Below are 26,919 nucleotides of genomic sequence, written 5' to 3' on the forward strand. Positions count from 1 at the left end.
TAACCTGTGTGCAAAGGGTTAAAAAACTGGGTTTTGATTGTGGTGCAGGATTTATGTCTGCGTGGCTTGCCAGAAAAAAGAAAGGTCGCCATCAATGGCGACCCTACAGGTATCTGAGCTTTTTAAAGGATCGACGCTGATGGCGACCCTGACACAGCAAGCTATTTAACCGTGATGCCGAACGCGGGTGAAAATGGTGATGGCCGCCAGCAGCATCAGCACGCCGCTGGCGAGGAACACACCGCCCGCGCCGTTGAGATCAAACATCCAGCCACCTGCTGCCGCACCTGCCGTGATTGCCAGCTGAATGGTTGCCACCAGCAAGCCGCCGCCTGACTCAGCGTCATCTGGCACTGCTCGTGAGATCCACGTTGACCAACCGGTTGGCATTGAGCCAAACGCCAGGCCCCACATCGCCACACCGGCACCGACTACCCATGGCAGATTGCCAAAACTCACCAGCACCACCGCCGTCACGCTCATCACCAGCGCCATGCCGGTCAAGGTCAATGACACGCTGCGCGTCACCAGGAAGCCCGCCAGTGAGGTACCGAAGAAGTTCGCCACACCAAACGCCAGCAGCACCAGCGACAGCTGATTGATATTGAGCTGCGCGCTACTCTCGAGGAACGGACGCAGATAGGTAAAGAAGGCAAAGTGACCGGTGAACATCATGATCACCGCCAGCATGCCCCAGCGCATCAGGCTGTTACGCAGCAAATCCAGCACACCGCCGCTGCGTGCTTTGTTCTCTGGTGGCATGGAAGGCAGTGTGAAGAACTGCCAGAACAGCGCCAGTACGCCCAGTACGCCGGTCAGCAGGAAGATGTTACGCCAGCCAATGATGCCCCCGAGGTAGCTACCCAACGGCGCGGCAATAATGGTCGCCAGCGAAATGCCGCTGAACACAATCGACAGCGCCTTCGGCACCTGATCACTCGGCACCAGCCGCATGGTAATCGCAGTGGAAAGCGTCCAGAAGCCGCCAATCGCCATGCCAAGCAGCACGCGCGCCAGCAGGATCATCGGCAGATTTTCTGCAAATGCCACCAGCAGCGCCGAAGCAATCAGCAGCAGCGTAAAGACCAGCATCACGATGCGACGATCGAGACGACGGGTAAGGTTGCCGACCACCAGACTGGTGAGCAGTGCCACCAATGCAGTGACCGTGACGGTTTGCCCCGCTTGCCCTTCACTCACCTGCAGCGAGTCGGCAATCGGCGTCAGCAAGCTCACTGGCAGAAACTCGGCGGTTATCAGGCCGAATACGCCAAACGCCATGGCAAACACCGCGCCCCATGCGGGTTTATCCACCGCTATACTTGTTTCGACTACTTCAGTATCCAGACTCATCTGCGATCCCCATCACAAAAATTCAGGTTGTAAGCATAGTGAGATGACGCAAGACGATCTATGATACAGAAACTTTGTTTTTTGATAATTCGTCTGGATTCGCATGAGCCGATATGAAGATCTGACCAGTGAACTGCTGATGGGCATGCGCCTGTACGGCGTGAAATATCAGCGTATCGCCTTACATACCCCTTTTGGTTTGCAATACGATGACGCGCCGGGTAAAGCACAACTGCACTTTGTTGGCCGTGGATCGTTAATGATCCGCTCAGCGTCTGGCGTGATCTATCCGTTGCAAGCAGGCGATGCGATGCTGATCCCGCATGGTAAAGCGCACGCGCTGATCTCCAGCGAGGATGCCATCTGCGAACCGATTGGTACCTTCAACAGCAAACCGATCTGTGGCAGCGTTTGTGACATCGCTGACAGCAGCGAAGGTTGCCCGGACGACAGCGATGTCATTTTGTTTAGCGCCTGCATGGCGTTTGAACTCGGCGGCATGCAGCCGCTGGTGCACACCATGCCGGACGTGATGCTGGTGAGCACTTTGCTGGCCCAGTACCCAGAAATCCAACCGATTCTCGATGCCATGGAGCGTGAAACCCGCGACCGCAAAGCCGGTTTCGCCGGGATTTTGTCCCGTCTGGCCGATGTGGTGGCGGCGCAGATTGTGCGCGGCTGGGTGGAAAACGGCTGCGGTAAAGGTAGTGGATTGGTGCAGGCGCTGCGCGATCCACGTCTTAGCCAGGCGATGGCAGCGATGCACCGTGCACCGGGTGAAAACTGGACGGTGGAACGCCTGGCGCGCGAATCGGGCAGTTCACGATCGGTATTTGCTGCCCGTTTTCAATCGGCCACTGGCATGACGCCGTTGCGTTATCTCACCGAGTTGCGCATGCGGCTGGCGGTAGAACGTATCGTCAATGAGGGTGAAGCGGTGGAAAGCGTTGCCTTCCACCTTGGCTACGGTTCGCTGGCGGCGTTTAGCCGGGCGTTCAAACGTATTGTCGGTACGCCGCCTGGCGCGTTGCGTGCGGCGCGCGAGCCTCTTTAACGGAATACGCCGATCGCTTCCACCAGGCGATTGGCATGAGGCTTCGGCGCATTTCGAACAGCGCGCGAGATCCTTTACCGGAACACGCTGATCGCTTCCACCAGGCGGTTGGCCTGACGCGTCATACGGCCTGAGGCTTCGGCACTTTCCGCCACGCGCGCAGCGTTTTGATGGGTGATATCGTCGAGATCTTCCACCGCCGTGCTCACTTCGCTCAACGCGATGGATTGTTCAGCGGTGGCAGAACTAATCTGGGCAATCAACGCGGTGACGTTTTGCACCTGGTCAACGATCTCCTGCATTGTACGCCCCGCCGCATCGGCATGATCGCTGCCCGACTGCACGCGGCCCGCGCTGGTCTCCACCAGGTTTTTGATTTCGCTGGCGGCTTTGGCACTGCGCTGTGCCAGACTGCGCACCTCGCCCGCCACCACTGCAAACCCTTTGCCCTGCTCACCGGCTCGCGCCGCTTCAACGGCCGCATTTAGCGCCAGAATATTGGTCTGGAAAGCGATGCCGTCGATTACGCTGGTGATGTTGGCGATGCGCTTCGAGCTATCGGCAATCTCCGCCATCATGCCGACCATCTCCTGCATCACCTCGCCGCCTTTCAGCGCCGCATGGCTGGTGTTCTCTGACAGGCTGTTCACTTCACTGGCGGTATCGGTGTTACTTTTCACCGTGGCGGTCATTTCGTTCATGGTGGCGGCGGTTTGTTGCACGTTGGCGGCGGCCTGCTCAGTGCGGCGGCTCAACTCATCGTTGCTACGCGCAATCGCATCGCTGGCGCTTAACACATTGATCGCCTGACCGCTGACGTCATCCACCAGCCAGCGGAACATCAGGCCGAGTTGCCCGATGGCGCGCAAAGTGATCCCAATTTCATCCACGCGATCCAACTGATCCACTTTATGACTGGCACCCGTTGCGACGCTCAATGCCTGACGGCAGATGCGCTCCATTGGACGGGAAATCTGCTGCTCCAGCCACAGGCTCGCCAGCAACAATATACCCGCCATGCCTGCGGCAAAGCAGCCCAACGCCATCGGTGCCATACCCAGCAACCAGACGCCGATCACCGACAGCGGCAGCAGGGTTATCAAGGTGGATCGAATACGCCAGCGTAGCGGCATGATTTTTAACAGTGAACCGAGACGACGCCAACCGGTGCCGACCAGTAGCCCTTTGTGGAAACGGCGGCCTTTGGCACGCCCTTCACGGAAATCACGGTACAGCGCTTCGGTCTGGCGGATCTCTTCCGCTGACGGTTTGGTGCGCACCGACATGTAACCCTGCACTTTGCCTTCGCGCACCACTGGAATAGCGTTGGCCCGCACCCAATAGTGATCGCCATTCTTACGACGGTTTTTTACCAGTGCGGTCCAGGGTTCGCCCTGTTTCAGCGTGGCCCACATATCGGCAAAGGCTTCCGGCGGCATATCGGGGTGACGCACCATGTTATGCGGTTGACCGTTGACCTCCCCCGGCTCAAAGCCGCTGACCTCAATAAAAGCGTCGTTGGCATAAGTGATGTGGCTGTTGAGATCGGTGGTCGACATCAGCGTGGCGTCATCGGCAAAGATGAATTCACGCTGAGTGATAGGCTGGTTGTTCCGCATGTGTGTTGTCCTTGCAAGATGCAGGCTAAAGGAAAAAATCAATTACACTTTTTTACCTTTTCGGCAGCAGAGCTGGCTGGCTTTAGCTCGAAGAATTAATTTTTATCCTGAATTAAAGCCATGGTGAACAATACCCCTGTTATTTGTAGCGGAAATAGATCGATAAAATTTTATTTAGAGTATATGAAATCAAGGTTTTGCTGAACGTAGCGATGAGCAAAGTGCGCATAAATGCGCACACTACATAGACCCCCGCCATTTCACCGTAGGGTCGCCATTGATGGCGACCTGGCCGAATACCATAGCCCTTTGATGACGCTATTTATGACGGCCTGGCCGAATGCCGCAGCCCTTTGACGGCGGCATTAAAGGCAACTCTGGAAATGCCCTCACTTAAAACTGCCACCTCACGCCAACGTTATAGCGCCACCCTTTGGCACCGTTGCCGCTGATCTCTTTGCGGTAATCCGCCTCCGCATACAGTGAAACATCCTTCTGCAACGTGGCGGTGCCGCCCGCGCCCACTTCCCACATCTGGCCAAAGTGACCACTGGTGAAGGTGGCACTGAGCGCAGGATTTTCTACCGATGAGATATTGGTGTCTGCCGTGCCGCCCCAGCCTTTGTAGTAGTTGGCGCGCAGGTAAGGGGTGTATTGGCGATGGCTGTCATCCATCCAGGTGCGATCGAGTCGTGCGCCCAAACGTCCGATGGTCTGGTTGTAGTCGCCATAACGCACCTTGTTGCCATCTTCATCGGTGAAATCGTTCATATTCAGCTTCATGTACATCAGCTGCGCCTGCGGCTCCAGCTTATAGCCATCGCCGAGATCAAACGGATAGCCACTTTCCAGCGAGGCGGTCCAGCCGTGACCTTTCAGCTTCGCCTCCTGCTTTTGTCGCGCGATATCGGTTTCACCACGATGCCAGTCAAAGGAGATCACGCCATCCAGATAGAATCCGTTCTGTCGCTGCCAGGTGCCGTAAAAGGCCAGGCTATCGCTGTCAAAGGTGGTGCTGCTGTATCCGTCGGCGGCATCGGGACGAATACGCGTGTTACCACGCGTGTAGGCTAAGCCACCGCGCAGACTGTCTTTTTCACCGTCGAGGCGCAGCACGTTACCACCTACCTGCACCGCGCTGTAATCCAGATCGAAGTCATAACCGTAATCGCGGAAGCTCTGGTCACTTTTGTATTTCAGGTTGGAACCGATGTAACGCAGGAACATCTCTCCGCCATCGCCTTCCGGCCGGGTTTGCTCATGGCGCAGCTCACCGAGACGCTTATGCAAATCGTCGATGATCGCCGAGGTGTAATACGCCAGGCCAACCGGGGCTGAGATATAGGACGGCACCTGCGGCACCACGGCGGGACGCGCATCATAGCTTTGTCCGCTGCCGAACGCATCAGTGATAAAGGTCGATGGGCAGCTGGCGCCATCTTCACACACGTAATAATTTGCCAGGCGGTAATCCCAGTAGTTGTTACCACTGCCGGTGACTAAACGCTGACTGGGGTCGGTGCTGCCCGGCGCGAAGGTGTAGAGCCGGTATTGCCATGGTCCCGCGCCGAGATAGCCGTCTTTAAGGGCAAAACTCTCGGGACCAGCGTTACCCGCAACCTGTGCCAGCGATATCCCCTCGTTGCCTTCAATGCCGCCATTACGATTCAGGTCCGTTAGCGCGCCAGTGCTGTTGTCAGTGAGTTTCACGTTCACCAGCGTGGTGCCCGTGGCATTGCCCGTGACGTTGAGGTGGTCAGTGAACTGATTGCTCAGCGCGCCGCCTTCGTTAAGATCAGTGATCAGATTAAGCTGCCCGCCGCTGGAAGCCAGCGAACCATTGATATTCAGGGTGTTGCCCGGCGAGCCCGCGCCGTTTGTCAGATCGAGAATACCGGCGTTATTCACCGTGAGTGAATCCGCGGTGCCACCCGCTAATGTCGGATGCACGTTGTTGCCCGCATACAGCGTGGAGTTCGCATCCACGTTAATGGTGCTGTGCGCCAGTTTCAGGTTATCGGTCAACGTCCACTGCGTATCGGTAAAGTTGATGGTGCTCCAGCCGCTGCCGAGGTTAACCCCTTTATTAAGGTCGTCAGCGCTCAAGCTCCCGCCACGGGAATCGATCTGGTTGAACGTCAGGGTGTTACCCGTTCCGCTGCCGCTGGTGAGGTGATAGGTGGTGCCGAGATCCACCTTGCTGACCTCCGCACTGTTATTAGCGTCATTGCCCATCGTCAGGCTGCCGTTAAGCGTACCGCCCGTCCAGCGGAACACATCGGAACCGCCGCCGGGGTTGATATCGCCACGCACATCGCCCTCGGTCAGCAGGATTTCATCATTGGCATTGCTGCCCGCCACCGCCACAGTTTGGGGATTGGCGGTGATGATGTTGCCGAAGTTTTCGAAGAGGGTTTTGCCCCCGCGCAAATCGACCACCGGCGCGGTCAGGCTGTTCGAGGTAAACGTCCCGGTGTTGACGATGGTGCCCGCCGTGCTGGAGATCAGTGCCGATCCACCCGCTGGATTGTCGATCGTGACATCTGCGGCGGTAGTGACATTGCCGGTGGTGTTGGCGCGGATGCCGCTGCCGCCCGCGCCGGTAACGTTAAATTGATAGCCGGATCCCAGCATCAAATCACCGCTGGTGGTCGATCCATCCGCATTGGCGATGTTCAGACCTGTGCCGCTGCCCGTCACATTGGTGGTCACCGTTGAGGCCGGATCAAACGGCACCGCCGTGCGAATGCCGTTGCCATTCGCCACGTTGAGCGTGAGGTTGCTCAGGCTGACATTGCTGAGTTCAGCCCGGTTCTCAATACCGTTACCGTTGCCCAGCACGTTGACCGTGGCATCGCTGGCGCTGAGTGCGGTGGCGCCGTTATCAACTAAGATGCCGTGCGCAGTGCCCTGTGTGGTGATCACCGTATCACTACCGGTCAGTGCCAGCTGTGCACCGTCACTGATGCGTACGCCCGCCACGCCGTTATCCACATTGATCACGCCACCATTGGCCAGCGTGCTGCCGCTGCCAGACACATCCAACCCGGTGCCGTTCGCCACATTGACCGTACCATTGTTGGTCAGCGTGCTGCCTGCGCGTGAGCGAATACCGATATTGTTGCTGCCGGTAAGATCCACCGCACCGTTGTTCACCAGCGTGGCGCCGTTGGTGACATCAAAGCCGATGGCGTTGCTGCCTGCACCACTGAGATTGCCATTGCTGGTGACGGTGGTGGTCGCTGAGGTGCCATCCAGGGCGTTGCTGAGATCGGTGCGCAAATTATTGACCAGCACGCCTACTGCGTTGCTGCCACTGACATTAATGCTGCTGCCGCTGGCCAAAGTGGCATTCGCGCCGCCCTCGGCACGCACAGCGGTGCTGCCCTGACCGCTGGCGTTGAAGCTGGCATTGGCGCTGTTCAGGCTGCTGCCGCTGCCCGAGACGATCACACCCGTGCTGTTAGCGCCGCTGGCGGTCAATGAGGTGGGATTGCTGAAGCTCAGCGCGGCACCCTCATCAATGCGGTATCCGGTGGAATTGAGGGTATTCACGTCCAGCGCGTTGGCGGCCGAGTTGATACGTGAGCCGCTGCCTGCCGCATGATAAGCAATCTGATCGCTGCCATTAAAGATCGGCACAGATCCGGCGGCGATGTTTACCAATGCGCCGTTGATTGCCTCTGCGCCAATCGCGCCAGAGCCGTTGAGGTTCAGGGTGCCACCGTTGAGATTCGCAATCGCCCGACTGCCGCTGGCGCTGACTCCCCGGCTACGGCTGGTGGCACTGCCGCCATTAACGTCGATGTTGCCGCTGTTGTTGGCCGTGGTATTGGCCGTGCTGCCGCTGCTGTTCACCGCAATGCCGGTGCCGCCATCGTTGATGCTGATGTTACCGCTGTTAGTGCCGGTCGCGCCGCTCTCAACCCTTATCCCCGTTGAGTTAGCGCCGCTAAAGGCGATGTCACCCGTATTGTTGAGCTGCGCGCGATTGCGTGCCAGATAACCGATCAATCCGCTTTGCGCGGAGTTAAGCGCTGCCGCCGAACTCAGCGTGGTGCTGGTCACCGGTGCGCCGCTGTTACCGCCCGCCAGCGTATGTTTTTGCCCATCGACAATCGCGCCAATCGCGTTGTTGCCGGTGAGGTTGATGGTGGTGTCATTGTCGATGGTGCCCGTAGCCCCGCCTTCGATATTCACCCCTGTGGCACCCGCGCCGCTGACGTTGAGCGTGGCATTGCGGGTGTTGACTTCGGTGCCACCGGTGCCGCTGCCGTTCACCGCGACCGAACCGGCGCCCGATGCGGTGAGTGACAGATCGGTGCCATCAAAATCCGCGCCCTGCTCCACGCGGAACAGCGTCGAGTTGGTGGTGGTGACATTGAAGGGGTTGTTGCCCGCTACGTTAATTCGCGCATTGGGGCCATAGGCGAAGAAAGCGATTTGATTGCTGCCGTTGCTGAAGGTGGGTATCGCGTTGGCGGCAACTTCCACCGTCGCATTGCCGCGCGCGTGCACACCAATCGCACCCGTGCCGCTCAGATTTACCGGACCGTTGACGTCCGCACTGGCCTGGCCGGTGCCCTGACCTTCCACCCACACGCCAAAGTTACGCGTGCCGCTGGCGGGATCCGCGCCTCCGGCAACATTGATGGTGCCTGTCGAACTTGCGGAGGCGGAGTTACCGTTGGTGGCCACCACCTTCACGCCCGTGCCGTTGACGCCGTTCAGATTAATGGTGCCGCTGTTGTCGATGTTGCCGCTGCTGTTGGTGACTGACATCCCGACGTTTTCACGCGGTACGGTCGCGGCAGCACCGTTCACATCAATGGTGCCATTATTGACCATCGTGACCCCGCTGGCACCGGTCGCCGACATGCCTGCCGCGTTCTGCACCTTTGAGCCAATCACGATGTTGCCGTTGTTGGTGGCTGAGCCGTTGGCCACCAGCGCGATGCCGCTGGTGAGGCCGCTCTGATTCATCGCGGTATCCGCTACGCTGTCGGTCAGGCTGTTCTGCGGACCACGGCCAATATAAATCTGCCCATCAGTATTGTTGGTAAAGGTGGAGGTCGGTGATGTCAGCAGCACACCAGAAGCGGTACCGCGCGCGCTGGAACCGTTCACGCCGACGTTGATATTGCCGCTGTTGCTGGACGTCGCGTCATCCTCCAGCCGAATGCCGGCTACGCCATACTGCGAATTGCTGCCGGTGGTGGCGAGATTAACGATGCCGTTGTTGTTGAACGCACTGCCGCTCTGCACCAATACGCCGTTGGCACCATAGCCGGTAGAGCCGATGCCGGTGCCATCCTGGCGATTCAGGAAGCCACCGTTGATAACGCCGGTGCTGCTGGTGCTGCCGTTGCTGTTGTCGGAGAGCACCAGCGCAGTGCCGTTGTTGGCGAGGGTGCCACGGCTGGCAAGCTTGCCATCGATTACCGCCTGCGCGCCGTTGGACGCTTTGATTGCGCCGCCGGTTGATCCGACCACTTCCAGCGTTTTGCCTGCTGCCAGATTGACTCGAGCATTAGGGCCATCGGCATTGACCACAATGCGGTTACCAATCGGCTGCGTAACTTCATCTGGCGGTGTAGCACTCACGTCATACACGATATTGCCGTTGGTGACGGTGACCGCTTTGTTGAACTCGGTCAGATAGTTGGCTTTGTCCAGATTGCCCGCTTGCAGCTGGCTAATCAGCCAGTTGTTGTAGGTCTGCAGTTCGCTGGCGCTGGTCACGGTGAAGGTGTTGGTGGCGCCATCCAGCGTCTGTACGCTCACGCTGCCGTTGTAGGTGGCGATATTTTGCACCTGAAAGGTTTGCGTGGCGCCGGCGCCATCCGGCGTGGCAGCGGTGCCAAAGAAGCTGATGCGATTATTCGAGTTCCAGTTCAGGGTGCTGTCGCTGCCCACCTGAAAGAGCGTGGTCTGCTTCGCCGCCATGCTCCAGCTGTTGGTGCTGGCGCTGCTGGCTGCATTCGCTTGCCCGATATTCACATCAAGCGTGCCACCGTTCGAGACATCCGCAACACGCGTGTTGATGTATTGATCGCCGTTAACGTTAACCACGTCCGGCACCGCGGTATCGGAGGTCACTGGTGTTTGTGCCACCAGGCTGGCGGAGTTGTAGACCTGGAAAGTCGTGTTACCGCCAGTCGTAGGATCAGGCACGGTGATGGCGAAGTTCTGCGGACCGGGATCGAGACGGGTCTGATTAAGAAACTGCGCGCCAGATGTGATGTTGACCTGCCCGAGGCTGGAGTTCACTGATCCATCCGTTCCCGGTGCGAAATCAGGATTGCCGGTCAACGTTTCGCTACTGCCATTGACGTTAATATTCTGCGCGCCAAAGAGGTTGTCATTAATTTTCGGGGAATAGCTTCCCAATGTAATGGCTTGCGCACTTATCGCCGGATAAAACAGCGCCTGCGCGGCTAATATTCCGAACGCAATCGGGTTTAATGTGAACTTCATACTTCCTCCAGTGGGCGAGCAGCGTCCACGCTGTTATTGCAACAGCGTTAAATTCATCGCGAGGGATACAACGGCAGGAATAACACCAACCCCGATGAGCAATTAATTTCTGAGAGCCACTGTGTGAAGAAAGTCTGGTGCAGCGAATAAGAGGTTAAAACTGTTTTTATAGATTAATTGGCTTTAGGTATAGACTTTTCTGCCATCGGACGCAAAAGGTAAATGAGGGTAACCCATTGTCATATTGGCGAAATATTTGTGAGATGGGAGAAATTATTGACAACAATTGAGGCCAGAAGTTTCCAATAATTAGCCTACTATCTTATTAATAGTTTCTTTATTTTTTCTTAGCAGTTTACTTACGAATGGCACGGCATGTTCGGCAATATCAGCGCCAGGCTAAGCGATACGGCGAATTGCAAAAGCGTGACATATATCACATTTAAAATCATTCAATCATCAAGGTTTTGCCGGTGTATCCTCCGCAGCAGCGCGACATCTCAGGCTTCATTTCAGAGGCCTTAGAAGAGGCCTCGTCGCGAGGACAGCGAATATCTACGGGAACGGGCTCACTACACGTAGAGCGCCGCTGCGGTGGATAGCAATGGCGTTAGCTGAGATCGACGCCTTTGGTTCCGGCCCACCAGGTAAAGGCAAATCCACCGACCCACGCCACGATTAATCCGGCGAGATACACCGCCATACCGGCAAAAATCCCCTGCGAAGAGGTCATCAGCGGCAGCGTGACGAGTCCAGACGGCCCAAACACGGTATTCATCCCCACGGGCAGCCCGAGCCAGGCCACCAAACCAATGAAGAATCCCCCCAGCGCACCGCCACAACAGGCGGTAATAAATGGCTTCAGGCGCGGCAGCGTAACGCCATAAATTAACGGTTCGCCCACGCCCAACAGGCCCGGCACTATCGCGCCTTTGATTTGAGAGCGCAGTAACGAGTGCTTCTCAGCTTTGCACCACAGCGCGAGAGAAGCGCCGACCTGGCCCGCACCCGCCATCGCCAGAATCGGGAATAACGAATTAAATCCCTGGGTTTCCATCAGCGCAAAATAGACCGGAATAAAGCCCTGATGTATCCCGAACATCACCGCAATTAAAAACAGCCCGGCCAGGATTGCGCAACCAAACGGATTGTTATTCAGATGAATAAACAACCACGACATACCTTTAAATAACTCACCGCCAATCGGCATAATCACCATGAATGTCACTGCGCCGGTAATCAATAAGGTGAGCAGCGACGTCAGGATCATATCGAGATTATCGGGAATGATTTTACGCAGCTGTTTTTCAATCCAGGCACCAAATATTGCCGCCAGTAATACGCCGATAATATTGCCGCGCGGGTCAATCGCCATGCCAAAGAAATCTGACATGCCGCTGTAATAGCCCACCGTGGCTTTCGGCATATAGCCCAGCACAAACAGTGAGGCGATAATGGCACCGTTCACGCCGGTGCCGCCAAAGGCTTTTTGCGCGTTGTAGCCAATCAGAATGCTCAGGAAGGTAAACAGTCCCTTGCCGAATACCTTCATGTAGGCCACGGTGTCCAGCAGCCACTGCGCGTGTTCACCAGGCTGGTTAAGGTGGAATATCTGCTCAATCAGCGTGGCAAATCCCAGCAGTAAACCGGCACCGATGAAACCGGGGATCAGCGGTGTGAAGATGGTGGCGAAGCAGGAAAGAAAGCGATGTAGCGCGCTGGTTTGTTTCGCTTTCATCTGCTGCTTTTGGGCGGCGGCAAGGGTGCTGAGATCCTGCGGCTTTTTCGTTTCATCGCCGTCCAGTAACCCCTGCATTTTCTCTGCGGCGGTTTGCGCTTTGCCTGGGCCAAGAACAATTTGCAGCTGCGCATCGCTGTCGATCACGCCCAATACACCGGGCAGCGTTTTGAGACGCGCATGATCGACTACTGTGGCATCCGCCAGCGTGAGGCGCAGACGCGTCATGCAGTTGCCGCACTGCACAATATTATGTGCGCCTCCCACCGCTTGCAGGATGTCGCGCAGTAATTCTTCGGTGATGGCGGCCATTATTGCGCTCCTGCATCACGTAACGCGTTACGGATAAAGCCGCTGTTTTGCTTTAGCAGCGCTTTGGCCTCGCTGGCATCCAATCCTGCCAGCACCATCACAATCGCGGTTTTGCAGTGACCGTGACAGGCGTTCAGCGCCTGCTGCGCGGTGGCATCGTCGCAGTCGGTAGCCTGTTTGACGATGTTGATTTGGCGCTGCACCAGTTTTTGGTTAGTGGCTTCGACATCGACCATCAGGTTGCCGTACACCTTGCCACTGCGGATCATCGCGCCGGTGGTTAGCATGTTGAGCACCAGCTTTTGTGCCGTGCCGGCTTTCATGCGTGAAGAACCGGTAACCACTTCTGGCCCCACAACCGGGGTGAGCGCCACATCCGCAGCCTGTGACATCGGGCTGTTGGGATTGCAGGTTAATGCCGCGCTGAACGCGCCCTGCTGTTTCGCATACGCCAGCGCGCCCAGCACATACGGCGTACGACCGCTGGCGGCAATCCCCACCAGCACGTCATTGGCATTGAAATCGATGTCCTTTAAATCTTGTGCGCCCTGCTCGACATTATCTTCCGCGTTCTCCACCGCCTGCAAAATCGCGGTGTGGCCGCCCGCAATCAATCCCACGACCTGCGAGCGAGGTGTACCGAAGGTCGGTGGGCACTCGCTGGCATCGAGAATACCGAGGCGGCCCGACGTGCCCGCACCACAGTAAATAAGGCGCCCGCCTTTACTGAAGGCTGCAGTGATGGCATCCACCACCTGCGCAATCTGCGGCACAATCGCCTCTACCGCCAATGCCACTTTTTTGTCTTCATCATTAATGACGCGCAGCATCGCTTCTGTTGAAAGCTCATCAATGTTTTGGCTCGCCGGGTTACGGCCTTCGGTGATCATCTGGCTGAGGTCGATCTGCATTACGCACTCCTGATAAGAATAATTTATTCAAAAAACTATATACCATTTTGAATTGTTAATTCCTGTTCGGCCATCAAGTTTTTGTACTTTTTGCAGAGGCAGGCATAAAAAAACCCGCCGGATGGCGGGTAGAAGTTGAGTGATGGCCGTTACGCGTTCGCTAATTCTCTGCGCGCTAACTCCGCCAGAAAACCGCTGCGTGAACCATACTCACGATGAGACTCGACATAGCTATCAATTTTGCTGAGTAGGTTTTGCGGCAAGGTAATATTGAGCTTTACCGCTTTGCCTTCGAAGCGACTCAGATCGATCTCCACGAAAGCCCAGTAGCCTCCCTGGCACGCCTCATCTTGAATGTGAGTCTCAATATCTGCCGCTTTAGGGATGGCTTTGCCGGCATCCGCTAAAGATTCTACGTGTACATCAATCGCGTTAAATGCATCGCGCAGCGCATCATCTACGCTTTTGCCTGCAAAAAAACATCCCTCCACATCTGGCACAAAACCTGACCAGCTATTGTCCTCTGTCTTATGCAGATAAACGGGGAATCTCATGTTCAGTCCTCACTAAAAAGAAATATTCAGGTAGGAATTCATTGCAATGTCTGCTGCAACTGACATTGCTAATTTTTTCCAAATCGGGGGCATTGCCCCCGTATACATTTAGTCCATTAACTTGATTAACTTACGTAATGTTCCAATTGCCAGGTCTTTTTCAGGATGAGGAAGTGAGATGTGATACGGCTTATCTGCTCTCACAAACACATGGTGGCTGCCTTTTACTCGGTCTAAAACCCAACCGCGCTCCAGCAACATCCTGATCAGCTCCCTGCTGCTCAATCAAACCTCCGGTTATCTTAGCGCTAATAATATACCCACCATAACCACAAAACAAAGTCATTAGTGGTTATGGTGGGTATGAAATTAATCACAATTCCGGCGGCCAAACATCCAGGACACGTCTTGAATTGATATAAAAAAAACCCGCCGGATGGCGGGTTTCGTTAGCGACGAATCAAGGTGCATTACGCAACTGAAGTCGTGATTTCGTTACGGCCAATGGCCTTAACTGGCGTTTTGCGTGCGCAGTTGCAGCTCGTAGGCTTCGGCCTGTTTGGTGTCGAACTGGTTTTCCCAGCGTGCAATTACCAGCACCGCCAGCGCATTACCGATCACGTTCAGAGCGGTACGCGCCATGTCCATGATGCGGTCCACACCGGCGATAAACGCCAGGCCTTCCAGTGGAATACCCACGCTGCCCAGTGTTGCCAGCAGCACCACGAATGAGACGCCCGGTACGCCAGCAATCCCTTTCGAGGTCACCATTAACGTCAGTACCAGAATAATTTCATCGGTCAGCGACAGATCGATGCCATATAGCTGCGCGATAAAGATCGCCGCGATGCTCTGGTACAGCGTTGAACCATCGAGGTTGAACGAATAGCCGGTCGGCACCACGAAGCTGGTGATGGCTTTCGGCGCACCGTAGGCTTCCATCTTCTGCATGATACGTGGCAGCACGGTTTCGGAACTGGAAGTGGAATACGCCAGAATCAGCTCATCTTTCAGGATGCGCATCAGCGTAGTAATACGCAATTTACAGATGCGTGCGACCGTTCCCAGCACCACGAAAGCAAAGAACAGAATCGCCACGTAAACCAGCAATACCAGCTTCGCCAGCGGATAGAGCGAGGCAAAACCAAAGTTGGCAATGGTGACGGCGATCAGCGCAAACACGCCAACCGGCGCATAACGCATGATCATGTGCGTCACTTTAAACATGGTTTCGGAAATCGAACGGAATACGGTCACCAGCGGATCGCGATGCTCTGAAGGCAGTGCGGACAAGCCCATACCAAACAGTACCGAGAAGAAGATAATCGGCAGCATATCGCCCTTCACCAGTGAGGCGAAGATGTTCTGCGGGATGAGCGACAGAATGGTGGTGACCAGGCCGTGAGGAGCACCTTGCACCGCCTGGGTTGTGGCTTCGTATTTAGAGATGTCCACCGTTACCAGCGTAGACATATCAATGCCGCTACCTGGCTGGAATACGTTGGCCAGCGTAATGCCGACCACAATGGCAATGGTGGTGATCACTTCAAAATAGACGATGGTTTTGACACCAATACGTCCGAGCTTTTTCGCATCGCCGACGCCAGCAATGCCGACAATCAGAGATGAAATCACAATCGGCACCACAATCATCTTGATCAGATGAATAAAGATGTCGCCTGCAGGCGTGAGAAGGTTAGTGATTAACCATTCACGATCGTCTGGCTGATTATGCAGCACGGTTCCGGCGATAACGCCGAGAATCAAGGCAATCAAAATTTGCCAGGCAAGGGTGAGTTTAAAACCTTTCATAACGCGTTACTTTCCTCAGTAAAAACCCCTTTGCTCCTCTGCGAAGGTGCAGAAGACATGACGCACAGGGAAGTGAGCAAAAGCCCGATAAAATAGAGGGTTATAGTGGGCTGCATCAGATACTGCTGCGTAAGCATTTTGCGCTTGCGCGATGATGCAGCCTGAGTGGATACCTGCTGAACAGGGCCGAGATAAGTACCATTTTCACTACGGTAATTGCAAGCCCTGGGGGGTTAGCGCAAATCCTGCGCAGCTGAGTAGCATAAAATGCTGACATTTACTTTTAGTCATAACTCGCTGTTATGAAAAGTGTTAATTCGATAATTTTCCGCATAGCTATTCAAATTTGGGCAAAAAACACCCCGGCGCGTTTGCTGATTATTTAACCAGCAGCAAGGTCTGATTTCGGCTAAAGCAACAGATTGGGTCTCATTTCTTTCGGTGATGAACAGTATGAATTCGGGCGCTTTTCAGGCATACAAAAGGTCGTGATCCAGACTGCAAAATAGAAACAAAGCCCGGTCGTGCTCTTCAATTAACCTTTGATTGACATATGATTAACATCTTCAAGGAGGTCAGCCATGAGCCAAATACATAAGCATCCTGTACCCGCTGCCGTCGCAGCGAATGCCCTGATTAATGCCGATCAGTATGCGGCGCTGTATCAACAATCGGTTGACGATCCCGACGCCTTTTGGGGTGAACAAGGTAAAATCCTCGACTGGATCAAGCCTTACAGCAAGGTGAAAAACACCTCCTTTGCCCCGGGCAATATTTCGATTCGCTGGTATGAAGACGGTGCGCTGAATCTCGCCGCCAACTGCCTTGACCGCCATTTGCAGACGCGTGGCGATCACCCGGCGATTATCTGGGAAGGCGATGACGCCAGCGAAAGCAAAACCATTACGTTCCGTGAACTGCACGGCGACGTGTGTCGCTTTGCCAATGTGCTGTTGAGCCTCGGCGTGAAGAAAGGCGATGTGGTCGCCATCTATATGCCGATGGTGCCAGAAGCGGCCGTGGCGATGTTGGCCTGTGCGCGTATCGGTGCGGTGCACTCGGTAATCTTTGGTGGCTTCTCGCCGGAAGCGGTGGCCGGTCGCGTGGTGGATTCCAACGCCAAGCTGGTGATCACCGCCGATGAAGGGGTGCGCGCCGGACGCAGCATCCCGCTGAAGAAAAACGTCGACGATGCACTGAATAACCCAAGCGTCACCAGCGTGAAAAACGTGGTGGTGTTCAAGCGCACCGGTAAAGATACCGGCTGGCGAGAAGGCCGCGATCTGTGGTGGCACGAGCTGGTGGCGAAAGCCAGCGATCAGCACGAACCGGTGGCGTTAGAAGCCGAACATCCGCTGTTTATCCTTTATACCTCCGGTTCCACCGGCAAACCGAAAGGCGTGCTGCACACCACCGGTGGTTATCTGGTGTATGCCGCCAGCACCTTCAAATATGTGTTTGATTATCATCCAGATGATGTCTACTGGTGCACCGCCGATGTGGGCTGGATCACCGGTCACAGCTATCTGATTTACGGCCCGCTGGCCTGTGGCGCAACCACTCTGATGTTTGAAGGCGTGCCGAACTGGCCGAAGCCGAGTCGCATGGCTGAAGTGGTCGATAAACACAAGGTGACCCTGCTTTATACCGCGCCGACCGCGATTCGTGCCCTGATGGCCGAAGGTGATAAAGCGATTGAAGGTACGCATCGCAGCAGCCTGCGCATCATGGGTTCCGTCGGCGAGCCGATCAACCCGGAAGCCTGGGAGTGGTATTACAAGAAGATTGGCGACAGCCGCTGCCCGATTGTTGATACCTGGTGGCAGACTGAAACCGGTGGCTTCATGATTACTCCGCTGCCAGGCGCGATTGAGCTGAAAGCTGGCTCGGCTACTAAGCCGTTCTTTGGCGTGCAGCCCGCGCTGGTGGATAACGAAGGTAACGCGCTGGAAGGGGCGACAGAAGGCAACCTGGTGATCAACGATTCATGGCCGGGACAGGCGCGTACGCTGTTCGGCGATCACGACCGCTTCGAGCAAACCTACTTCTCCACCTTCAAAAACCGCTATTTCAGCGGTGACGGCGCACGCCGTGATGAAGATGGTTACTACTGGATCACTGGCCGCGTCGATGACGTGCTGAACGTTTCCGGCCATCGTCTCGGCACCGCAGAGATCGAATCGGCGCTGGTGTCACATCCGAAGATTGCGGAAGCGGCGGTTGTGGGTATTCCTCACAGCATTAAAGGCCAGGCGATCTATGCTTATATTACGTTGAATCACGGCGAAGAGCCGTCGCCAGAGTTGTATACCGAAGTGCGTAACTGGGTGCGTAAAGAGATCGGCCCGATTGCCACGCCGGATGTGCTGCACTGGACCGACTCGCTGCCGAAAACCCGCTCTGGCAAGATTATGCGTCGTATTCTGCGCAAAATCGCGGCGGGCGATACCAGTAATCTCGGCGATACCTCAACCCTGGCCGATCCGGGCGTGGTTGAGAAATTGCTGGAGGAAAAGCAGTCCATCACCATGCCGTAACCGGCATCGACGCGACGGAGAGTGTCAGCCTGTCCTCGGCAGGCTACTCTCCGTCATCCCTACCTTACGCCGTACGCTTTTCACCATCGCATAACCTATACCCAAAATAATTCGAGTTGCAGGAAGGCGGCAAGAATGAGAATTCCAGGAGCTTACTGAAGTAGGTGACTGGGATGAGCATACGCTGCCAACGCACCTGCAACTTGAAGTATGAAGGGTATATATAATTAGAATATTCAGTCATTTATATCATTTAATCGTGAGATATCTGCCTGCCTTTCCTCTGGAGAAACTGTGATGAACGAAGCCCTAAATCAACAGGAAGCAGTCTGGCAACAAATCGAGAGTAACCCGCGTTTTCAGGAACTGGTGCACAAGCGCCAGGCCTTTGCGCTGTTGCTCAGTATCATCATGCTGGTGTTGTACGTCGGCTTTATTTTGCTGATCGCCTTCGCCCCTGGCTGGCTCGGTACACCGCTGCATGAAGGCACTAACGTCACGCGCGGGATACCCATCGGCGTTGGCTTAATTGTGGTGTCTTTCCTGCTCACCGGCATCTATGTCTGGCGTGCTAATGGCGAGTTCGATCGCCTGACCAAACAGATTCTGAGCGAGGTGAAATCATGAAGCGCCTGTTCTCCGCTTTGTTAGCGGTGGTGCCTGCCAGCGTGTTTGCCGCCGACGCCATTACCGGCGCGGTGCAAAAACAGGCCACCAATTATGAAGCCATCATCATGTTCGTGGTGTTTGTGGCGGCGACGCTCGGCATCACCTACTGGGCCTCCAAACGCACCCGTTCACGTAGTGATTACTACACGGCTGGCGGCAATATTACCGGCTTCCAGAACGGTCTGGCGATGGCCGGTGACTTTATGTCTGCGGCATCGTTCCTCGGTATTTCGGCGCTGGTTTATACCTCAGGCTATGACGGGCTGATCTACTCGCTCGGCTTCCTGGTGGGCTGGCCGATGATTCTGTTCTTGATTGCCGAACGCTTACGTAATCTCGGGCGTTACACCTTCGCCGATGTGGCGTCTTATCGCCTGCAGCAGAAACCGATTCGTACCCTGTCGGCCTGTGGCTCACTGGTGGTGGTGGCGCTGTATTTGATTGCGCAGATGGTGGGTGCAGGCAAACTGATCCAACTGCTGTTTGGTCTTGATTATCATATCGCCGTAGTGCTGGTAGGTATCTTGATGGTGATGTATGTGCTGTTCGGCGGCATGCTGGCCACCACATGGGTACAGATCATCAAAGCCGTACTGCTGCTGTTCGGTGCCAGTTTCATGGCGATTATGGTGATGAAAACCACTGGCTTTAGCTTCAATACGCTGTTTACCGAAGCGATGGCGGTCCACCCGAAAGGCGCGGCGATTATGCAACCGGGCGGGCTGGTGAAAGATCCGATATCGGCGCTGTCGCTCGGCTTAGGACTGATGTTCGGTACCGCGGGCTTACCGCATATCCTGATGCGCTTCTTTACCGTAGCGGATGCGCGTGAAGCGCGTAAGAGCGTGTTCTGGGCCACTGGCTTTATGGGCTACTTCTACTTCCTGACCTTTATCATAGGCTTTGGCGCTATTCTGCTGGTCGGCGCGAATCCGGCCTTCAAGGATGCTTCGGGCGTGCTGATTGGCGGCACCAACATGGCGGCGGTGCATCTGGCGAATGCGGTCGGCGGCAGTCTGTTCCTCGGCTTTATCTCGGCGGTGGCCTTCGCCACCATTCTGGCGGTGGTTGCAGGATTGACGCTGGCCGGGGCTTCTGCGGTTTCTCATGATCTGTACGCCAGCGTGATCCGCAAAGGCCAGGCAACTGAGCGTGATGAGCTGCGGGTGTCGAAAATTACCGTACTGATCCTCGGCGTGGTGGCGATTGTGCTTGGCATCGCGTTTGAGAAACAGAACATCGCCTTTATGGTTGGGCTGGCGTTCTCGATTGCGGCCAGCTGTAACTTCCCGATTATTTTGCTCTCAATGTACTGGTCAAAACTGACCACGCGCGGCGCGATGATTGGCGGTTGGCTGGGGCTGATTACGGCGGTGGTACTGATGATTCTCGGGCCGACTATTTGGGTGCAGGTTTTAGGGCACGCCAAACCGGTCTATCCGTATGAGTATCCGGCACTGTTCTCAATGGCGGCGGCGTTTATCGGCACCTGGCTGTTCTCGATTACCGATCACTCCAGACAGGGTGCTGAAGAGCGGGCTAAATTCCGTGGTCAGTTTATTCGTTCACAAACTGGCGTCGGGATTTCGCAGGGCAAAGCGCATTAGGAATAAAAAATGCCGCCATGAATGGCGGCATTTAGAATGTGCGCAGATTAAACCGGTGCACCTTGAAGTGCGCCGGCTTCAACCATTAGAAACGCAGTGATGCGCCCACATACGGGCCATCGACCAGTACGTTGTCTTTGCGGTCACCTTTGTTGTTCAGCTCAATGTACTGGTAACCCACACGCAGGTTCAGCAGTGAGATCGGGGTGAAGCTCAGACCACCTGACGCTTCTTTGTAGCTGTCCAGACGATCGGAGAACGCTTCAGGCGCATAGTAGTATTCGCCGTACAGGCCCCACATGCTGTTGAAGTTGTACTGTGCACCGGCACCGACGGCAACGGTGAAGCCATCACGACCATCTTCAGGATGGGTGAACAGTGCTTTGGCGGTTGGCGCCAGACGGAAATCGCCCAGATCGATATTATAACCCGCACCTAAACCGTAGGTGCTGCCATCGTGATCGCTGCGCAGCCAGTTGCCTTTCAGGAACAGGCCAGGAGAAGTTGTGCCGAGGCCAAGGTTCAGGTTGGTGCTATGCTCACCCACGTCAACACTGCCCTCAATCGCCTGTGCGCCGCTGCTCAGCAGTGCCAGACCCAATACGCTTCCAGTAACAAGTTGCTTAAACATATGATTCCACTCCATGAAGGACAAATAAGTCGGCGCAAAGGGTAACAGCCTGAGAGCAGGAGACAACTTTATTTGGAAAGCTTTACGTAAAAATCGATGACAGTACGCAAACCGGCCGATTAAGCCGCCCACAGCAGGTGGCTCAACAGCGGAGCCAGAATCACCGTCACCACGCCCGACAGCATCATCACCAGGCTCGATACCACACCCTCTTGCTGTCCCAATTGATAAGCGCGAGCCGTGCCTGCACCGTGCGATGCAGCGCCAAAACCAGCCCCCTTTGCCACGCCCTGTTTGATCGCAATACGCAGAAACAGCACGTCGCCAACTGCCATGCCAAACACCCCGGTGATCACCACAAACAGCGCCACCAAATCCGGCTGGCCGCCAATTGGTAATGCGGCTGCGAGGGCAAACGGTGTGGTAATTGAACGTACCGCGAGGCTGCGTTGAATGGTTTCCGGCAACATCAGCAGTCGCGCCAGCCATACGGAACTGCACACCGCCACCAGCGTGGCGGTTAACACGCCGACACTCAGCGATAGCCAGTGACGCTTGATGATCTCAAGGTTCTCATACACCGGCACCGCAAACGCCAGCGTTGCCGGGCCCAGCAGCCAGATCAGCCAGTGGCTCTCGGCGATGTAATCTTTCCAGCTGACGTGCGTCAGCAGTAGTAGCGCCACCAGCACCACCGGCGTCATCACCAGCGGCATCAGCAGCAATGTCTGTTTGCGGCGATAGAGACGTTTGTTGACGTAATAGACCAGCAGCGTCAGCGCCAGACACAGCAGGCTAATGATGAAATCAGCCATGATGCGCCTGCTTACGCGCCGCACGCGCCAGTTCGAAGCGGTACAGACGATCCACCACCAGCGAGGTGGCCGCCAGCACTAATAAGGTACTCACCGCAATCACCACGCAGATGCGCCAGCCCTCGCTGCGCAGCAGATCGCTGTAGTTGACCACGGCGACCACCGCTGGAATAAAGAACAGCAGCATTTCTGCCAGCAGCCAGTTGGCACCGGCTTTCACCCAACGCAGTGGCACCACGCGCGTCATGATCAGTAGCAACAGCACGACCATCCCCACCACATTGGCGGGCAACGGCAGATGCAGCCAACTCACCAGTTTGTCGCTGGCCATAAACAGGCCGATATACAGCACCAGCTGCAACGGTACGAACACACGTTGCAGGATATCCGTTCTGCGCGGACTTAAGGCCAACGCCATTTTCTTCTCTCCCCGGTATTGGATGTGGGCTTCAGTATAAATCCCGAGCAAACCGTGAAAGAAATGAATTAAAATCATTCAAACTATGCCAAAAAGGAATGCTTTATGGATGTCCGCGCCCTGCGCTATTTCACCGAAGTGGTGCGCCAGCAAAGCTTTACCCGCGCTGCCGAGAAGTTGTATGTCACGCAACCGACCATCAGCAAGATGCTGCGCCAGTTGGAGGATGAACTCGGCTGTACGCTGCTGCTGCGCGAGGGACGAAAACTGCATCTGACCGACAGCGGCCAGGCGGTGTATCAGCGAGGGTTGGCGATTCTGCAGGAGTTTCATCAGCTGGAAGCGCAGATCGGTGATATCAATGAATTGAAAACCGGTGAACTGCGGCTGGGCATCCCACCGATGGTCGGGATGCAGATCGCTGGTTCGATCTCCGCGTTTCGCCGTCGCTACCCGGGCGTGCAATTAAAGATTGTCGAGTCCGGCGGCTTAACCGTGCAGCAGGCGGTGCTGAGTGGCGGACTGGATATCGCCCTCACTGCGCTGCCGGTCGATGCCGAATTGCCACTCAATACGCTAGAACTGATGCGTCATCCTCTTTGCGTGCTGCTGCCACGTCACGCGCAGTGGCTCAATCGCAGTAGCCTGGGTCTGAAGGAGCTGGCGGCTCATCCACTGCTGATCCTGAATGAGGAATTCTCACTCAATCGCCAGCTGATGAAGGCGTTTCAGCGTCAGGGACTCACGCCGGACATTGCAGTGCGCAGCGCGCAGTGGGATTTTCTGGCGGCGATGGTGCAGGCTGAGATGGGGCTGGCGATTTTACCGGAGCCGATTTGCCAGCGGCTGGATAAGCAATCGCTATTGTGGCTGCCGCTGGAATCGGAACTGCAGTGGAGCCTGGGGTTGATTTGGCGAGAAGGCAGCTATTTGTCGCGCAGTGCGCAGGCGTGGATAGATTGCTGCCGTGAGCACTGGCCGGATGCGCCGCCACGGTTGTCGGTGTAGCGGCGCTATATGTTGTCAGGCGCGCATCAGTGCGGGTTGTTAAAAAGGGCACGACGTGGAAGCCGAAGGCACCGCGTCAGCGGCGCGAGGACGGCCCGGCAGCAGCAGAGGTGCTCTGGCCCGCACTCCAGTAAGCCGTCTGGTTTACTCCTCTTTCTCAATCAGCAACGCTTCCAGCAGATCGAGATCGCGCAGCAGCTTCTGCATCGTCTCGTTAGAGATCTCCTGCGTCGCGCGCAGATGGTAAACCTCGGCGCGCTCAGCACGCAGCGCATTGAGGCGGAAACGACGCTCCAGGTTTTCGGCAAACAGCGCCTGATCCACCTCATCTTTGCCCACCACGCGGCGACGAAGATTGCCAATCACGCGCAAACTGACCTCTTTCAACAGCTCCGGATCGATATTCTCTTCTGCATCGTTTTCCAGTCGCTGCTCCATTTTGTGCAGGCTCTCAATCGCCACATTGGCCATTGCCGCACGCGCATGCTGGATTTCACGGCGATGTCCCGATTTGTCGGTGCTTTCCATACCGCGTAACAATATCGGCAGCAGAATCACCCCGACAAACAGCGAGAACAGAATCACGCCGGTGGCAATAAACACCAGCTCATAGCGCGCCGGGAACGGTTCGCCATTGCTGAGGAACAGCGGAATCGACAGCACACCAGCCAGCGTAATTGCACCACGCACACCGGCAAAAGAAGCGATGAGCAACTCACGGAATGAGTAGTTAGAGAACTCCAGCGGCTTCTTCTTCAGGAAACGCAGGCTGGCCCGTTGCATCATCCACAGCCAGCCAAAGCGCACAATCATCAATGCGCCATACACCAGGGCGACATCGGTAAACAGCATCCACAGCTCGACGTTCGGATCGGCATTCGCCTGCTGTACCGATGTTTCAAGAATGTCGGGCAACTGCAGGCCCAGCATCAGGAACACCATGCCGTTAAACACAAACTCCAGCATCTGCCACACGCTGTTTGCGCGTAAACGCATCGCCAGCGGTGCCTGGCGGATGATGCCAGAACGGGTAATGGTCATACCCGCCGCGACTGCCGCGAGGATGCCTGACACGCCCAGATGTTCGGCAATCAGATAAGAGGCGAAAGGCAACAGCAGCAGCAGCACGGTTTGCGTTGCCGGATCGTCACCGCTCCAGCGGCTTAACAGACGTAGCGAGCGGCCATATAGCCAGCACACCGCCACACCCGCGACCAGACCGCCGATCGCCACTTTGAGGAACTCCACACTGGCGCCGCCCCAGGTAAACACCATGGTGCCCATCGCCACCGCGACCGCAAACTTCAGTGATACCAGGCCGGATGCGTCGTTCATCAGGGCTTCACCCTGCACAATCGACATGATCTTTTTCGGGATACGCCCTTCCCCGACAATGCCGGAGAGCGCCACGGCATCGGTAGGAGATAGCACCGCCGCCAGTGCGAATGCTGGGATCAGCGGAATACCCGGCACCAGCCAGTAAATCAGATAACCGATCCCGACCACGGTAATCAGCACCAGAACCAGCGCCAGGCCCATGATCTCGCGCCCGTGGTGCAGGAATTCGTTAATCGGCGTTTTCCAGCCATCGGCAAACAGCAGGGGCGGAATGAACAGCACGAGGAACAGTTCGGGGTCAAAATCGACATGCAGGCCGAAGCTCGGCACGGCTAACAAGGCACCGGCGGCGATTTGCACCAACGGCAGGGGAATTTGGAACGGCAATATGCGCGCCGCCACGCCGGAGAGTGACACCACCAGCGTCATGATGAGAATAGTAAAGAAGATTTCCATGCTTTCCTTAGGCGAATCAATTTCATTAAAGCGATGTTGTTGCGCTGGAAAGTGTAAAACAAAACGCCGCACAAAGGGGCAACCCTGCGTGCGGCGTGGACCAGAAAGAGACTTATCTGGAATTAAGCGCGTTCAAAAGTCAGATGGCCCAACCACCGGCATAGAAGGCCACCAGCGCAACAGCAATCACCACCGTGCCCACGTTCAGCTTGCGCCATTCACCCGCAAAGATGCGGCCAATCACTAACGAGCCGAAGCCGAGCATGATGCCGGTGACGATGTTGCAGGTCAGCACGATGAACACGGCGGTGACCAAACCCGACATCGCATCGACGAAATCATTGAAATCGATCTTCGCCACGTTGCTCAGCATCAGCAGGCCAACGTACATCAATGCCGGTGCCGTCGCGTAAGCCGGCACCAGATAGGCCAGCGGAGACATAAACAGAATCAGCAGGAACAGCAGACCGACAACAATCGCCGTCAGGCCGGTTTTACCGCCCGCTGCCGTTCCGGCTGCCGATTCGATATACACCGCCGCAGGCGAAGCACCGACCAAACCGGCGAACAGGCTGCTGACGGAATCAGTGGTCAGCGCGCGGCCACCGTTGATAATCTGACCGTCTTTATCCAGCAGATTCGCCTGGCCCGCCACCGCACGAATGGTGCCGGTCGCATCAAACACGGCAGTCATTACCAGCGCCAGCACGCTTGGTAAAACCACTGGCTGCAACGCGCCCATGATATCCAGGCTGAACATAGCCGATTGGCCGTTGGCATCCTTCAGGCTCGGCATGGCAAACAGCCCCTGATAAGTCACCGCCGGGTCAAAAATCAGTCCCAATACTGAGATCGCCACAATGGTCAGCAAAATACCGCCTGGCACACGACGCTTTTCCAGGCCAAAAATCGCCGCCAGACCAATCAGCGCCATGATCACCGGGAACGAGGTGAAGTGACCGAGTGCCACCGGCAAGCCCGGTGCCGGGTTCTTCACCACCAGGCCAATGCCGTCCGCCGCAATCAGCAGCAGGAACAGACCGATACCCACACCCGTGCCGTGCGCCACGCCCATCGGCAGGTTACGCAAAATCCATGCGCGAATCCCGGTGACCGAAATCAACGTGAACAGCAAGCCCATCAGGAATACAGCACCAAGAGCAACCGGCACGCTAATGTGCTGGCCGAGCACCAGGCTAAACGCGGTGAAAGCAGTCAGTGAAATCGCACAACCAATCGCCATGGGCAGGTTGGCCCACAATCCCATGATGATCGAGCCGAAGCTGGCGACCAGGCAGGTTGCCACAAAAACGGCAGTCGGCGAAAAGCCGGCTTTACCCAGCATGCCAGGCACCACAATCACGGAGTAGACCATGGCTAAAAAGGTGGTCAGCCCCGCTAAAATTTCCTGACGCACGCTGCTGCCGCGTGCCGAGATGTTGAACCAGGCGTCCAGTTTTCCACTGGCCGGGCGTGAATCGCCAGACATAGTAAATCCTCTGCGTTTTTTAAGATGTAATGAGCCACACGGCCCGCGTTTGCGCATCATCCTGGTGAAGGTTCTCAAAGAGAAAAGAGGCAAACGTTTACGTGGCCGCGTATTCCAGGTC

Annotated in this window: 18 protein-coding genes; 5 read left to right on the plus strand and 13 right to left on the minus strand. The window is 56.0% G+C overall.

The window, feature by feature from the left end; all coding sequences use genetic code 11:
• Positions 1–165 precede the first annotated feature (165 nt).
• Positions 166–1,353, minus strand: a complete 1,188-nt coding sequence (locus tag LBW88_RS11700; RefSeq protein ID WP_224932194.1) for an MFS transporter — start codon at positions 1,351–1,353, stop codon at positions 166–168.
• A gap of 103 nt (positions 1,354–1,456) precedes the next feature.
• On the opposite strand from LBW88_RS11700, the gene LBW88_RS11705 reads away from it, so the two are divergent.
• Positions 1,457–2,407 carry an AraC family transcriptional regulator gene (locus LBW88_RS11705; protein WP_224932192.1) on the plus strand — a complete coding sequence of 317 codons (951 nt, stop codon included), beginning with the start codon at positions 1,457–1,459 and terminating at the stop codon, positions 2,405–2,407.
• A gap of 74 nt (positions 2,408–2,481) precedes the next feature.
• On the opposite strand, the gene LBW88_RS11710 is transcribed toward LBW88_RS11705, so the two are convergent.
• From LBW88_RS11710 to gltP, 7 genes are all read right to left on the minus strand, one after another.
• Positions 2,482–4,026: a PAS domain-containing methyl-accepting chemotaxis protein gene (locus tag LBW88_RS11710; RefSeq protein WP_224932190.1), complete on the minus strand. Its 1,545-nt coding sequence runs from the start codon at positions 4,024–4,026 to the stop codon at positions 2,482–2,484.
• A gap of 393 nt (positions 4,027–4,419) precedes the next feature.
• Positions 4,420–10,503: an autotransporter outer membrane beta-barrel domain-containing protein gene (locus tag LBW88_RS11715; protein WP_224932188.1), complete on the minus strand. Its 6,084-nt coding sequence runs from the start codon at positions 10,501–10,503 to the stop codon at positions 4,420–4,422.
• Between the two features lie 610 nt (positions 10,504–11,113).
• Positions 11,114–12,553, minus strand: coding sequence for a PTS N-acetylmuramic acid transporter subunit IIBC (murP, locus tag LBW88_RS11720; RefSeq protein ID WP_224932186.1), 1,440 nt, complete (start codon positions 12,551–12,553; stop codon positions 11,114–11,116).
• Entirely contained in the window at positions 12,553–13,464 is a 912-nt protein-coding gene (gene murQ / locus LBW88_RS11725) for an N-acetylmuramic acid 6-phosphate etherase (protein ID WP_224932185.1), read from the minus strand. Before murQ ends, murP begins: the two co-directional genes overlap by 1 nt.
• A gap of 149 nt (positions 13,465–13,613) precedes the next feature.
• The gene (locus tag LBW88_RS11730; RefSeq protein ID WP_224932184.1) at positions 13,614–14,018 is read right to left on the minus strand and encodes a type II toxin-antitoxin system HicB family antitoxin; all 405 of its coding nucleotides are present in this window, start codon (positions 14,016–14,018) and stop codon (positions 13,614–13,616) included.
• A gap of 108 nt (positions 14,019–14,126) precedes the next feature.
• Positions 14,127–14,303: a type II toxin-antitoxin system HicA family toxin gene (locus tag LBW88_RS11735; protein ID WP_224932183.1), complete on the minus strand. Its 177-nt coding sequence runs from the start codon at positions 14,301–14,303 to the stop codon at positions 14,127–14,129.
• A gap of 225 nt (positions 14,304–14,528) precedes the next feature.
• The gene (gene gltP / locus LBW88_RS11740) at positions 14,529–15,830 is read right to left on the minus strand and encodes a glutamate/aspartate:proton symporter GltP (protein ID WP_224932182.1); all 1,302 of its coding nucleotides are present in this window, start codon (positions 15,828–15,830) and stop codon (positions 14,529–14,531) included.
• A gap of 581 nt (positions 15,831–16,411) precedes the next feature.
• On the opposite strand from gltP, the gene acs reads away from it, so the two are divergent.
• From acs to LBW88_RS11755, 3 genes are all read left to right on the plus strand, one after another.
• Positions 16,412–18,367 carry an acetate--CoA ligase gene (gene acs / locus LBW88_RS11745; protein ID WP_224932181.1) on the plus strand — a complete coding sequence of 652 codons (1,956 nt, stop codon included), beginning with the start codon at positions 16,412–16,414 and terminating at the stop codon, positions 18,365–18,367.
• Between the two features lie 297 nt (positions 18,368–18,664).
• Positions 18,665–18,994, plus strand: a complete 330-nt coding sequence (locus LBW88_RS11750; protein ID WP_224932180.1) for a DUF485 domain-containing protein — start codon at positions 18,665–18,667, stop codon at positions 18,992–18,994.
• The gene (locus LBW88_RS11755) at positions 18,991–20,643 is read left to right on the plus strand and encodes a cation acetate symporter (RefSeq protein ID WP_224932179.1); all 1,653 of its coding nucleotides are present in this window, start codon (positions 18,991–18,993) and stop codon (positions 20,641–20,643) included. Before LBW88_RS11750 ends, LBW88_RS11755 begins: the two co-directional genes overlap by 4 nt.
• Before the next feature lie 85 nt (positions 20,644–20,728).
• Here the strand turns inward: LBW88_RS11755 and LBW88_RS11760 are convergent, their stop codons facing one another.
• The 3 genes from LBW88_RS11760 to LBW88_RS11770 form a co-directional block, all read right to left on the minus strand.
• Positions 20,729–21,274: a YfaZ family outer membrane protein gene (locus LBW88_RS11760; protein ID WP_084936080.1), complete on the minus strand. Its 546-nt coding sequence runs from the start codon at positions 21,272–21,274 to the stop codon at positions 20,729–20,731.
• A 119-nt stretch (positions 21,275–21,393) separates the two neighbouring features.
• Positions 21,394–22,089: an LrgB family protein gene (locus LBW88_RS11765; RefSeq protein ID WP_034826881.1), complete on the minus strand. Its 696-nt coding sequence runs from the start codon at positions 22,087–22,089 to the stop codon at positions 21,394–21,396.
• The gene (locus LBW88_RS11770) at positions 22,082–22,507 is read right to left on the minus strand and encodes a CidA/LrgA family protein (RefSeq protein WP_224932178.1); all 426 of its coding nucleotides are present in this window, start codon (positions 22,505–22,507) and stop codon (positions 22,082–22,084) included. Before LBW88_RS11770 ends, LBW88_RS11765 begins: the two co-directional genes overlap by 8 nt.
• Before the next feature lie 105 nt (positions 22,508–22,612).
• Between LBW88_RS11770 and LBW88_RS11775 the strand changes: the two genes are divergently transcribed.
• Positions 22,613–23,515, plus strand: a complete 903-nt coding sequence (locus LBW88_RS11775; RefSeq protein WP_224932176.1) for a LysR family transcriptional regulator — start codon at positions 22,613–22,615, stop codon at positions 23,513–23,515.
• A 144-nt stretch (positions 23,516–23,659) separates the two neighbouring features.
• On the opposite strand, the gene LBW88_RS11780 is transcribed toward LBW88_RS11775, so the two are convergent.
• Positions 23,660–25,309: a Na+/H+ antiporter gene (locus LBW88_RS11780; protein WP_224932175.1), complete on the minus strand. Its 1,650-nt coding sequence runs from the start codon at positions 25,307–25,309 to the stop codon at positions 23,660–23,662.
• Between the two features lie 139 nt (positions 25,310–25,448).
• Positions 25,449–26,798: an NCS2 family permease gene (locus LBW88_RS11785; RefSeq protein ID WP_224932173.1), complete on the minus strand. Its 1,350-nt coding sequence runs from the start codon at positions 26,796–26,798 to the stop codon at positions 25,449–25,451.
• Positions 26,799–26,919 lie beyond the last annotated feature (121 nt).

It is taken from the genome of Pantoea sp. alder81, assembly GCF_020179835.1.
Taxonomy (GTDB): Bacteria; Pseudomonadota; Gammaproteobacteria; order Enterobacterales; family Enterobacteriaceae; genus Pantoea.